The sequence below is a fragment of the Nocardia sp. NPDC056541 genome, from assembly GCF_042794235.1.
In the GTDB taxonomy this organism is placed as follows: Bacteria; Actinomycetota; Actinomycetes; order Mycobacteriales; family Mycobacteriaceae; genus Nocardia.
On record NZ_JBHTUD010000001.1, the window covers coordinates 241,850 to 253,738 of the forward strand.

At 66.9% G+C, this 11,889-nt stretch carries 9 protein-coding genes; 5 read left to right on the forward strand and 4 right to left on the reverse strand.

What is annotated here, in order from left to right; genetic code table 11:
- The first annotated feature begins 73 nt into the window (after window positions 1–73).
- Entirely contained in the window at window positions 74–445 is a 372-nt protein-coding gene (locus tag ACFQ9R_RS01090; RefSeq protein WP_378987514.1) for a hypothetical protein, read from the forward strand.
- Window positions 446–753: 308 nt separating this feature from the next.
- On the opposite strand, the gene ACFQ9R_RS01095 is transcribed toward ACFQ9R_RS01090, so the two are convergent.
- Window positions 754–1,611, reverse strand: a complete 858-nt coding sequence (locus tag ACFQ9R_RS01095) for an aldo/keto reductase (RefSeq protein WP_378987517.1) — start codon at window positions 1,609–1,611, stop codon at window positions 754–756.
- A 331-nt stretch (window positions 1,612–1,942) separates the two neighbouring features.
- Here ACFQ9R_RS01095 and ACFQ9R_RS01100 point away from each other — a divergent pair, with 331 nt between their 5' ends.
- Entirely contained in the window at window positions 1,943–2,815 is an 873-nt protein-coding gene (locus ACFQ9R_RS01100; protein ID WP_378987520.1) for a helix-turn-helix transcriptional regulator, read from the forward strand.
- Between the two features lie 154 nt (window positions 2,816–2,969).
- On the opposite strand, the gene car is transcribed toward ACFQ9R_RS01100, so the two are convergent.
- The gene (car, locus tag ACFQ9R_RS01105) at window positions 2,970–6,458 is read right to left on the reverse strand and encodes a carboxylic acid reductase (RefSeq protein ID WP_378987523.1); all 3,489 of its coding nucleotides are present in this window, start codon (window positions 6,456–6,458) and stop codon (window positions 2,970–2,972) included.
- 206 nt (window positions 6,459–6,664) lie between these two features.
- Between car and ACFQ9R_RS01110 the strand changes: the two genes are divergently transcribed.
- Genes ACFQ9R_RS01110 through ACFQ9R_RS01120 form a run of 3 tightly spaced genes read left to right on the forward strand, consistent with a single transcriptional unit; the run spans window position 6,665 to window position 10,373 of the window.
- On the forward strand, window positions 6,665–7,792 hold the full coding sequence (locus ACFQ9R_RS01110) for a sulfotransferase family protein (RefSeq protein ID WP_378987526.1): 1,128 nt from the start codon (window positions 6,665–6,667) through the stop codon (window positions 7,790–7,792).
- A gap of 11 nt (window positions 7,793–7,803) precedes the next feature.
- The gene (locus tag ACFQ9R_RS01115; RefSeq protein WP_378987529.1) at window positions 7,804–9,039 is read left to right on the forward strand and encodes an aminotransferase class I/II-fold pyridoxal phosphate-dependent enzyme; all 1,236 of its coding nucleotides are present in this window, start codon (window positions 7,804–7,806) and stop codon (window positions 9,037–9,039) included.
- Window positions 9,040–9,041: 2 nt separating this feature from the next.
- A complete protein-coding gene (locus ACFQ9R_RS01120) occupies window positions 9,042–10,373 on the forward strand; it encodes a cytochrome P450 (RefSeq protein ID WP_378987532.1) in 1,332 nt (443 codons plus the stop codon).
- Here ACFQ9R_RS01120 and ACFQ9R_RS01125 read toward each other — a convergent pair.
- Both ACFQ9R_RS01125 and ACFQ9R_RS01130 read right to left on the reverse strand, forming a co-directional pair.
- Window positions 10,345–11,229: an acyl-ACP desaturase gene (locus ACFQ9R_RS01125; protein WP_378987535.1), complete on the reverse strand. Its 885-nt coding sequence runs from the start codon at window positions 11,227–11,229 to the stop codon at window positions 10,345–10,347. The genes ACFQ9R_RS01120 and ACFQ9R_RS01125 overlap by 29 nt on opposite strands.
- Window positions 11,230–11,244: 15 nt before the next feature.
- A complete protein-coding gene (locus tag ACFQ9R_RS01130; RefSeq protein WP_378987538.1) occupies window positions 11,245–11,748 on the reverse strand; it encodes a class I SAM-dependent methyltransferase in 504 nt (167 codons plus the stop codon).
- Window positions 11,749–11,889: the final 141 nt, after the last annotated feature.

The window sequence follows — 11,889 nt, forward strand, 5'->3', positions numbered from 1 at the left end:
ACGGACGCTTCACCGGCTCGAATTCGGGACCGTCGGTGGCGTTAGAATCGAGGGGGGTGCGAGGAGCAGAACGATGAGTACCACCAGTGTGATTGTGATCATCGTCGTCGCGGTCGTTGTTGTTGTCGCGCTCGTGGCCGGCGCCTTGATGTTGATGCGTAAACAGCGTGCACACCAGCGGGCAGAGGCCGAGGATATCCGTGCCCGCGCGACGGAACAGGAGTTCGAGGTCGGTCAGCGAGAGGCGCGGGCCGACGAGATCGCCGCCCGCAGCCGCGCCGCCAAGGCCGAAGCCGAGGCCAAGTCCGCACAGGCCGAGCAGCTTGCCCAGCAGGCACATGTGCATCGCGATGATGCCGCGGATTCGCGAGCCGACCTGGACAAGGAATGGGAGCGCGCGGACAAGGTCGATCCGGACACGAAGTCGGGTCACGCATCCGAGTGATCTGGACCGGTCGGCCCCGCGCCGCCCCGATCGACCTTCGCCGGCAGCCACATATCGGGATCGGGATCGGTTGTGGTGCTTCACCTTCGGGGACGACGAACCCGCTGCCGGGTTCGAACGCGACAATGCCCTGCACACCGGGGTTCTTGATCGCGGTCTGCCGGTCGGGGCCGCCGCCCTGGGAAGTGAGTGAACAAGATCCCGTCGAACAGGGCGTCGATGTTGTCGGTGATCGCGGTGGCGTCGTAGTACTCCTCGTCGATCAGGGCCTGCCCACGCCCGTCATGCGTGGGCGCGGGCAGTGCGGGTCAGTTGTGGCTGCGGCCGGACAGGCGGCGCACGGCCTCGGGATCACGGTGGTCGAAGAACAGGGACTCTCCGGTGTCGAGGCCGGCGATCGCGGTCATCTCGGCGTCGGTGAGGGTGAAGTCGAGGCTGTCGAAGTTCTCGGCCATGCGTTCGGGGCGCACCGATTTCGGGATCGCGATGACGCCGCGTTCGGTGAGCCAGCGCAGCACCACCTGGCCCACGGACTTGCCGTGCGCGTCGGCGATCGCGGTCAGGGTCGGGTCGGTGAACAGGTTGTTGCGGCCCTCGGCGAACGGCCCCCACGACTGGATCTGCACACCGAGCTCGGCCATCTCGGTCTGGTATTCGGCGCGCTGGAAGAACGGGTGGGTCTCGATCTGATTCACCGCGGGGGTGATCTCGTTGTGCTCGATGAGGTCGACGAGCCGGTCGGGGTAGAAGTTGGCCACCCCGATCGCGCGGATCAGGCCCTGGCGGTACAGGTCGGTCATGGCGCGCCATTCACCGTAGTAGTCGCCGAAGGGCTGGTGGATCAGATACAGGTCCAGATAGTCCAAGCCCAGGCGATTCAGCGAGTCCTCGAAGGAGCGTTTCGTCGCGTCCTCCGCAGACCCGTCACGCGAGTCCTGGATCCACAGTTTCGTGGTGACGAACAGATCCTCCCGCGCCACGCCGGACGCGGCGATCGCGGCGCCGACGGCTTCTTCGTTGCCGTAGCTGACAGCGGTGTCGAGCAGCCGGTAGCCGGTGGCGATCGCCTCGGTGACAACTTTTTCGGTATCGGCATCGGGGATCTGGAAGACCCCGAAACCCAGGATCGGCATTTCGACACCGTTGTTGAGGGTCACAGTCTGCACAGCAGCACTCCTTTCGATGGAGGAAACAGGGTCGACCAGTGGATCAGCGGGGGCGCGCGGCAACAGTGCGGGTACGCGCATGTTCGGCGGGACGGACGACACCACGGAGATCAGCGCCACCGCCAGCATTGCCGCCCCACCCGGGTAGGCGGCGCTGACACGCCCCGCCGGCCCGGCCGAACCCGAGCCCGACCGCGAGCAGGCAGGCCGGTGAGGATCGTGTCGGTCATGCACCCATTGCACGCCGACTCGACCATGGCTGGAAGTGACTGCTGTTCCGTGTACTGGCAGTCACTGCTTCCCGACCGACCTGCGGTTTACCGTGGACGTCATGAACAACCAGAGCGAGGTGCGTGAGTTCCTGCGGACCCGGCGAGACCGCATCACCCCTGCTCGAGCCGGCCTACCCACCAGCACCGGACATCGCCGCGTGCCCGGGCTGCGCCGGGAAGAAGTCGCCCTGTTGGCCGGGATCAGCGTCGACTACTACGCGCGCATGGAACGCGGCAACCTCACCGGCGTCTCCGACGAGATCGTCCACGCCCTTGCCCGGGCACTGCAACTCGACGACGCCGAAACCCAGCACCTCCAAGACCTCACCCGCGCCGCCAAACCGGCCCCCGCCACCACCCGACGACCCAAACGCACCTCCGACCAAACCGTGCGTCCGACCCTGCAACGGTTCCTCGACGCCATCACCGGCACGCCCACCTGGGTCCGCAACCGGCGCATGGACTACATCGCCGGCAACGCCCTTGCTCGCGAACTGCTGTCCCCGCTGCTGACCGACCCCTCCAACGAAGCCAACAATGCCCGCTTCGTCTTCCTCAACCCCGCCGCCCGCCTGTACTACCCGGAATGGGAACGCGGCGCCGACGACATCGTGGCCACCCTGCGCACTTACGCCACGCAGAACCCCCTCGACAAAGGACTCACCGACCTCATCGGCGAACTCGTCACCCGCAGCGACGCCTTCCGCCACCGCTGGTCGGCCCACAACGTCCGCTTCCACCGCACCGGCATCAAACGAATCCATCACCCCGACGTCGGCGACCTCGAATTCGCCTACGAAGCAATGGAACTGCCCGACACCCCGGGCTGGACCATGTTCGGATTCACCACCGAACCCGGCTCCCCCAGCGAAGAACGCGTGAAACTGCTCGGCAGCCTCGCCGCCACCAACACGAGCCAGGATTCGTCATAGTCCCCGAAGTGGCCAGCTGGTCGATTACGAGCGGTGATCCTAGATCGCATCGAGACCGGCCTGTTCGGCGGCGACCTCGGCCCTAACCGCGACTCCGCAGGTGTGGCGCTCGAGAACGCTGGGGTCGTCCCGCGATGGCACGACCGGCGACAGCTCAGATCAGATCCAGTCGACTGAAATCGGTGCTGTACTTGCGGATTAGCGCGGCTGACATGTGGGGAAGGTCGAGTTCGGCGGACTGAACGGCGGCACGGAAGCGGTCGGTGGGGAATTCGGGGCGGACGAGGGTTTCGCGAGTGTTGCCGAACGCCTGGAGCAGCGGCAGCAGTGAGTGTCGTCGCCGGCTCTCCGGCATGGCGCGGACAGCGGTTTCGAAGCGGGTGAACCACTCGTCGTAGTCGTCGATTCGCGCGATGGGGTGACCGGCATCGATGAGCCAGTCGACGACCACGTCGAGTGAGACGCTGCGCGGATCGAGGACGTTGTAGGTGCGATAGCCCGTCACGGCGTGCTCACTGAGTGCGGCGATGGCCGCGGCGGTGAAGTCGACGGGAAGGCCACCGTGGTGGGCGCGCCCTGCGTCTTCGGTCGGATAGAACGATCGCGGCGCGATACCGGTGAAGATCAGACTGAGCAGCAGGCGGGTGAAGACATCGGGCACGTTCAGCTGCCCCGAGTATCTGCTGTGCGCGAGGATCATGTCCGACCGGAACACCGAAACCGGCAGACCGCACCGTTCGTGTGCCGCACGCAGGAGCACCTCGCTCGCCCATTTGCTCGTCGAGTAGCCGTTGGCGTAGGTCCCGTCGAGTTCGCGAACCGGGCTGGCGAGCCGGATATCGGCGTCCTCGTCGGCGGACGCTGTTCCCGTGGCGACCACCCCCATGGTCGAGACGTGGCTGACTCGTTTGATCCGCGCGGTGAGTGCCATCCGGATCAGCTCGGCGGTGCCGATGACGTTGGGGCCGAACAGCTCCGGATAAGGCAGAACGTGGTTGACCAGTGCGGCCGGGTGGACGATCGAGTCGACGGTGTCGGCCAGCCGGTGCCATGTCGGCTCGTCCAGGCCGAGGCCGGGTGCGCTGACATCGCCCGCGAGGACCTCGAGACGGCCTGCGGCCAGATCGTTGAAGCGGCGGACCAGGTCGGGGTCGCCCCGATCGAAGGCCGCAGCGAGTCGCAGGCGTGCGGTGGCGGCCGTTCCGCCACGGACCAGACAGATCACTGTGCCGCTCGTGCGTGTCAGCAACTCCAGGCACAAGAACCGGCCCAGGTAGCCGTTCGCGCCGGTGAGCAGCACGGTGTTCGTCGCGCCGCTCGGTGGCGGTAGGGCCCGTGCCGCGTCGAGGGTCGCGGTGTCGATGAACTTGTCCAATGTGAGGTCACTGGCCCGGACTCGGGTGCTGCCGGTGCCGTGCACTGCCGCGAACGTCGGCTGTCGCGGCCCGCCGGCCACAACCGTCTCGATGTGTCGCGCCAGTTGTCGAAGGTTGTTCGCGGGGTTGAGGACGACGCTCACCGGCACCTCGATATCGAAGATCTCCCCGAGCAGGCCGGCCAAGGACAGCGCCGACAGGGAGTCACCGCCCAGGTCGGTGAAACGCTCCTCGCCGAGCAATTCGCCGCTCTCACCACCCAGCAACGCCTGAGCGGCCCGCAGGACGGCGTCGGCCACCGGCTGGTTCCGGCCGCCGCGACGCAGTGCGCTCAGCTCACCGGTCTCCCGTTCCGCCAGCTCGGTGTACATCCGCTCCAGGCGCTCGCCGTAGTGGTCTTTCATCTTGGGGCGCAATGGTTTACGGACGTCGGAGAGCAGGCCGTTCGCCGTGCTGAACGGCTCGGTCTCGATCAGGAAGTCGCGCGGGATCTCGTAGCGCGGCAGGTCCGCGTTCTTCGCCACTTCCCGCAACGATTCGCCGATCAGCGGTTTCAGGTCCGCTACGGCCGCGCCGACGCGGTCGAGCGCCGCCGAGGTCGGCACCACGACCGCGAGCGGATACGCGCGCTCGCTGTTGCCGTACACGAAGATCTGCCCGACCAGCGGGCTGGTGACGAACAGCGCCTCCAACCGGGCGATGGCCACGAACTCGCCGTTGGACAGCTTGAGCACGTTCGTGCGGCGATCGAGGTAGACCAGCTCGTCCGGCCCGATCTCGGCCATGATGTCGCCGGTCCTGTAATAGCCGTCGCGGTCGAAGATCTCCGCGGTGGCCTCGGGACGCTTGTAGTACCCGGGAATGATGGCATCGGTCTTGACCAGCAACTCCCCGCGCGGATACGGCGAGTCGGTACGCGAATAGCCCAGTTCGGGCACGTCGACCAGCTTGTAGTCACGCACCGGCGGACGGCACACCTTCCCGTTGACCATGATTCGACCCGCTTCGGTCGAGCCGAAGCCGTCCTGCAGCGGAAGGTCGAGACAGGATTCGACGAAGGCGGCCATCTCCTGCGACATCGGCGCCGACCCGGTGCCGGCCCACACCACGCGGCCGCCGAGGAACCGTTCACGTAGTTCCTCGCGCACCCGCGCCGCGGCCGCGACCCGGTCGCCGCTCGCGTATCGGTCCAGTTCGCTGTGGTACCGCTGGAACAGCATGTCGCAGACGCGCGGAACCAGCCGCAGTGTCGTCGGCCGGACCAGGGCGATGTCCTCGAACAGCGTGGACAGGTCGCTCTTCGCTGTGAAGTATCCGGTGCCGCCTGCCGCGAGGGTGCCGGAGAACGCGGCACGTCCCGACACGTGACTCATGGGCAGGCAGTGCACGCCGATAATCGGCAGTTCATCTGTCCCCGGCCAGAACCCGCGCCACGCCGGAACGACCATGCGGTCGGTGTACATGGCGCCCTTGGGTGCCCCGGTGCTGCCCGATGTGTAGATGAGCATGGCCAGTCGGTCACTCGCCGGATCGGCCTCGAACAGTGGTATCGGCGGCAGGGTCGCTCCGCGCGCGAGCACGTCGGCCAGTGTGTCGAGCGCGATCGGGCTGTCGGCCAGGCGTCGGCACGCTGCCTCGACCAGCTCGCGGTGCTCATCGACGGCCGCCTGATAGTCGAAGACCAGCAGGCGTCGCACCGACGTGCTCGCCAGTGCGCACTCGACGGCAGTGGTCAGCTGTTCGAGGCTGGTGGCCAGCACGCGTGGCCCGGTCTCGGCGATGATAGGCGTCAGCTGGTCAGCGGCGGCGCCGGCCGGTAACGGCACCGACACCGCGCCGAGCCGGACACAGCCCAGCTCGATGGTGGTGTAGTCGGTACTGGTGAAACCGACGACGGCGACGAACTCGCCCGCGCGTAACGGCGACCCGGGATGGTGGTGCCATTCGGTCGCCACAGCGCCCGCCCGCGACCAGAGTTCGCCATAGCTGATGGTCTCGAAGGACGGCAGCAGGCGAAGTGTCGTACGGCCGGTCGCCGGGTCGATGCTCGTCTCCCGCGCGCGTTCTCCTACGGCGGGCCGATCCGCGTAGCCCTCCATGATCGTGGCCACGATCCGCCCCAGCGACAGCCCCGGCTTCCGGATCGCCACGGTGACTGCGGCATTCGGCACGGTATCGCGGAACTGTCGGTCGGCGGCGTGTAACTCGGCGATACGGCGTGCGCGCCGAGCGTCGAGATCGCTGGTCTCCGAGCGCGAAACCGTCACCACTGCCAGCCTCCGTAAGCAATTTCCGTGTTCGCACACGCGACCCCGGGATTGGGACTATACGGCGATCAACTGATGCACATTCGGTGGTGAAAGTCGATAAATCGCTTTCCTATCGACCGATTCGTATACCCGACCGGACCACACGAGATCGGCTCTCTTCCTTAAGGTTTCGAATCAATAGAGGACGAATCAAAGGATTTGACGTGAATGAACTCGGAGCAGTGGAGGAACTGGAGGCGGCGGCCGCCGGTCTCACCGGGCTCACCGACTTCGGTCCGTCGGAGTACCGGGAAGGGCTCGGGGTGCTCCTGTCCTCCTATCGGGAGGAGGCCGACCTGAGCCCGCAGGGCATCCAGGCGGTTCAGGGCGAGCTGACCGGCATCCTCGCGTCCCGCCTGATCAGTCAGGCCCAGTGGGCGGCGCGGCCCGAATACGCCGAGGTCGCGATCGAGCGGCCGGTGTTCATCGTCGGCATGCCGCGCACCGGGACGACGACTCTGCACCGGATGCTGACCGCCGACCCAGCGCACCAGGGCCTGCAAATGTGGCTCGGTTACGCGCCACAGCCCCGGCCGGCGCGCGCGGACTGGGCGGCCGACCCGGTCTTCCAGATGGTGCAGAAGGGCATCGACGGATTCGTCGAACAGGTTCCCGGCTACCTGGGCATTCACAACCGCAGAGCCGACGAGGTCGAGGAATGCTGGCTGCTGACCCGGCAGTCGATGCTCTCGGCGTATTTCGAGTTCACCGGGAACCTGCCGTCGTATTCCGCGTGGCTGGCTGAGCAGGATTTCACCGAGACCTACCAGCGGTACCGTCGCAACCTGCAATTGATCGGGCTGCCCGACGCAGGCAAACGCTGGGTGCTCAAGTCGTCGAGCCATCTCGTCTGCCTGGACGCGCTGCTGGCGACGTTCCCGGACGCGCTGGTGATCCAGACCCATCGTCGGCCCGCCAGCGTGGTGCTCGGCTCGGCGTGCAGCATGGTGAACAAGATGGTCGCGGGCCGGTCGGCCGGCTTCCAGGGCGAGGCGATCGGCCCCATCCTGCTCGAGTTCGCCGTTCGCTCGCTCGAGCGCTACGCCACGGACCGGGCCGAATACGACCAAGCCCTTTTTCACGACGTCGAGTTCGACGAGTTCACGGCCGACCCGCTGGCCGTCGTCACCGACATCTACCGGCGACTCGGGCGCGAGATCACCGACGAGGTCCGCACCGCGATGCTCGCGGTGGTCGCCGAGGACGATCGCCTTCGCTCGCACACCTACGACCTGACCGACTACGGCATCACCGCCGACGAGGTCGACGCCCGACTCAGCACGCTGATCTGAGGGGAACGACCATGGCGACGCAGTCCTCGGTCTCGGTATTGGATCGCTGGGGGTTCTCCACCTGGCTCGAAAGCGCTCGCGGGAGCGGCGAATTCATCACGCTGCCCGAGCTCGACGGCAGCAACGACGCGGTCGTGAGCATCGACGGCAACAAGCTGGTCAACTTCTCCGGCATCGGTATCCTGGGCTGGCAGCACGACCCGCAGGTGCGCGAGGTCTTCGCCGAGACAGCGACGGACTACGGCCTTGTCGTCGGTGGCTCGCGGATCATCCAAGGCGTCTCCCGGCCGCACCTCGAGCTGGAGACGCTCGTCGCCGAGATCACCGGCAAGGAGCGCGCGCTCACCTTCGCCACCGGAATGCTGGCCAATCTCGGTTTCGTGAACGCGATGAGTTCCCGGTTCTCGTTCAACAACAACCACGGCGTCGACAACACCGACACCGTGCTCGTGCTGGACCGGGAATGCCACTGGAGCATGTGGAAGGCCGCCGAACGATTCAAGTTCGGCCGCAACCTGATCATGTTCGACCACAACGACACCGCCAGTCTTCGACGCGAGCTGGAGCAGCTGGCGGGACGCAAGATCATCGTCGGATTCGAGGCCGTGTACTCCGCCGACGGGTCGCTCGCCCCGGTCGCCGAGATCCTCGATCTGTGCGAGGAGTTCGGCGCGATCAGCTTCGTCGACGACGCCAACGGGTTCATGGTCTACGGCAACGGCGGTCACCGGTTCGCCGCCGAGTACGCGGCGCTGCGCCGGGCAACCTTCCTGATGGTGTCCTTCGGCAAGGGCGTCGGGCTCAGCGGCGGCGCGCTCGCCGGACCGGCCGACGCCTTGGATGCATTCCGGTTCCTCTCCGGCACAACAGTTTTCACCACCAACATCCAGCCGCCGACCGTCGGTGCCATCGTGCACGTGCTGCGCCGGATGCGCCGTGACCCGTCGATCATGGAGAACTATCTCGACCGGGTCGACCGGTTGCGGGAGCGGCTGCTCCAGATCGGCTGCACGATCAACCCGACACCCACGTACGTGACCTCGATCCTGGTGGGCGCGAACGACACCGCCGTGCGTGTGCGACAGGAGTTCATCGACCGCGGCTACCTGGTGCCGATGTTCGGCTACCCGGCGGTGCCGAAGGACCGCGCGGTGATCCGCCTACTGATGAACAACCGAATCTCCGACGAGCAGCTCGACGGCTTCATCGACACCCTCGCCGAACTCCGAGCGAAGTACAGGTTCTGATCATGACCGCCGCACCGGCGATCTCACTGCCGCCGGGTTCCCGACTACCCCGCTCGGTCCAGGGATTTCTCTACCTCAGCGGTCGCCGCCGGATGATGCGGCGCTCACGCCGCCGGTTCGGCCCGGTGTTCACGCTGGATCTGCCGGTGATCGGACCGTCGGTCTTCGTCGGCGACCCGGCGCTGGCCCGTCAGGTGTTCACGGCCGGTCCCTCGGTCGCAGGGAAGGCCGAACCCAACCTCGGTGCGTTGCTCGGCCCCGGATCGGTGTTCAGTCTCGACGACGATCCCCACCGTCGACGTCGCCGGCTGCTGTCCCCGCTCTTTCACGGCAAACGGATGCGCGCGTACGAGGCGCTCATCGAACGGGAGTATGCCGCCGAGGCGGCGACGTGGTCGGAGAACACCGAATTCCCGATCCTGCCCGCGACCGTACGCATCACCCTCAACATCATTCTGCGCGCGGTGTTCGGCGCGGAGGGCGAGGAGCTCGCCGCATTGCGCCGGCTGATGCCGGCCCTCGGCGACGTCGGCTCGCGGGTGGCGACCGGCCGTGGGATCGGGTTCGGTCGTGGTCGCTCCGCACGGACTCGACTCGATGAGCACCGCGCCGAATACGACGCGCTGATCGCGAAGCTGATCAGCCGCGCACTCGCTGATCCGTGTCTGCCCGACCGCGAGGACATCCTCGCGCTGCTGCTGCGCAACCACTACGAAGACGCAGAACCCATGTCGCACAGTGACATCGCCGACGAGTTGGCGACCTTGCTCACCGCCGGCAACGAGACCTCCGCCAACACCCTGGCCTGGACGCTGGAACGCCTGCGCCGGCACCCGGCCGCGCTGGCCCGGCTGGTAACCGACCTGGACGCCGGAAGAGACGAGGTGCTCCAGCGGACGATCTGGGAGGTGCAGCGCGTTCGACCGGTGATCGGCACGGTTTCCCGGCAGGTGAAGGCGCAGAGCTTGGAGTTGGGCGAGTGGGTGATCCCGCGCGGCCATCGGGTCATCGTCTCGATGGCCCTCATCCACGGCGACGAAGCGGTCTATCCCGACCCTGAGGTCTTCGAACCCGACCGATTTCGCGGAAGCCGACCCGACCTCATGTCATGGCTTCCCTACGGTGGCGGGAATCGCCGCTGTGTCGGTTCCGACTTCGCCGATACCGAGATGAAGGTCGTCCTCCGTAGCCTGCTCCGGGATTTCGAGCTCTTGCCGACAACCGCGGCCGGGGAGCGAATGCGCGATCGCGGCATCGCCTACATGCCGGGGAAAGGCGGCCGGGTGGCCTTGCGCCGGCGACAGTTCAGTCGAGCGAGCGGCACTGTTCGATGAATCCGACCAGTTCGTCGAGCCGGTCCGAGCGCACGTCGACCGCGCGGTCGACCACCTTCACCAGGTGCGCGTAAGCGGCGGTGTGGTCGTAGTCGGCGACGTCGGCGATGCGCAGGGCCCAGCGCCAGTAGCCACGCATGGTGTCGGCCAACGGCATTCGGAATCCCTCGATGACCTCACGGATCGGGTCGACCACCGCGTCGCCGTGCACCCGCAGGTACCGGCTCACGACATCGGCCATGAAGGTGAAATGCCGGGCCTCGTCACGGGAAAGGCGAGTCAGCACGGCGCCGAGGACCGGATCGGCGACCACATCGCGTAGCTGCTGGTAGTAGATCTGGGTCGCTTTCTCCTGCACCAGCGCGTAGGCGAAGAACTGCACCGGATGCCGGTAGGGCAGGTCGAACGGCTTGCGACCCTCGACCGCGAGATCGGTTCGCAGCCCCGCGCGGTCGGCCATCCCGGCGGCCTCCTGATAGCGCGCGAGCGCCCGCGCGTGGGTGTCCTCCTCTGCCGCCCAGCGCACGGTGAAGTGATACAGCTCGCGATTGTGGACGAAGGTCGCGGCGTCGACCGAGTCGTCCACGGGGAAATACCGGTGATAGACGTCGAAGTAGCCGGGCAGGTGATCCTCGATATAGGTGATGAACTGCACGGCCGATCGCTGGCCCTCGGTGAGTCGGCCCGCGTCGGCGCGGGCCCAGTCGAAACCGGTTTCCACGTCCCAGGCGCGCGCGGCCGGGGAGGCGGCGAAGAATCCGTCGACGGCGGCGGCGATATCGCCGGCCGGGATCATCTCGGCTCCGACGCGCGGGCGTTCGGTCGAAAGGTGCTTGGGCATACGCTTCTCGGACATGGGGGCTCCTCGCGGTCAGCGGGCATTGCGGCAGGTCAGGGCGTAGTGCTTGGTGGTGTAACCCCAGCCGGCGTTGGCGATTTCCAGATACCGCCGCAGCTGGGCCGCCAGTCCTGGCCTGTGCGTGTCGATCCGCTCGGCGGCCGCGTCCACGTTGGCGATCCAGTCGTCGATGGTGCGGCGGTAGTCGTCGGTGAGATCGTCGATCGAGTCGATGGCGAATCCGGCGTTCTCGGCACCGGCCACCAGCTCGGACAGCGGGCGCAGCTCGCCGAATCCGAAGATGTCGGAGCGGATGAACCGGGTGCCGGTTCGATCGTCGAACGCGGTTCGCGCCCGGGCGCTGCGAAAGCAGCTCTCCGACACGTAGAGCATGCCGCCGCGTCGCAGCGTGCGCCGGGCGCGGGTGAACGCGGCGTCCAGGTCGGGCATGTGCACGATCGACCCGAGCATCGTCACCGCGTCGAATGTGCGAGCGGGCAGTTCCAGCTGCTCGAAGTGCGCGACGTAGGTCCGCACACGGTCGGGGAGGCCGCGGGCCGCGGCCAGACCGGGCTTGGTTTAGTTGATGGGGGGCGCGGGGGGGTAGCCGACCCTCAGACAGGCCAAATACACCGCCCATAAAAAGAACAACCACCCCCAACCCCAGCCCGCAACGAG

Bases quoted from the DNA above. Each gene is read 5' to 3' on its own strand.
- ACFQ9R_RS01090 (WP_378987514.1), top strand. From the start codon at position 74: ATGAGTACCACCAGTGTGATTGTGATCATCGTCGTCGCGGTCGTTGTT.
- ACFQ9R_RS01120 (WP_378987532.1), top strand. From the start codon at position 9,042: ATGACCGCCGCACCGGCGATCTCACTGCCGCCGGGTTCCCGACTACCC.
- ACFQ9R_RS01125 (WP_378987535.1), bottom strand. From the start codon at position 11,229: ATGTCCGAGAAGCGTATGCCCAAGCACCTTTCGACCGAACGCCCGCGC.
- ACFQ9R_RS01115 (WP_378987529.1), top strand. From the start codon at position 7,804: ATGGCGACGCAGTCCTCGGTCTCGGTATTGGATCGCTGGGGGTTCTCC.
- ACFQ9R_RS01100 (WP_378987520.1), top strand. From the start codon at position 1,943: ATGAACAACCAGAGCGAGGTGCGTGAGTTCCTGCGGACCCGGCGAGAC.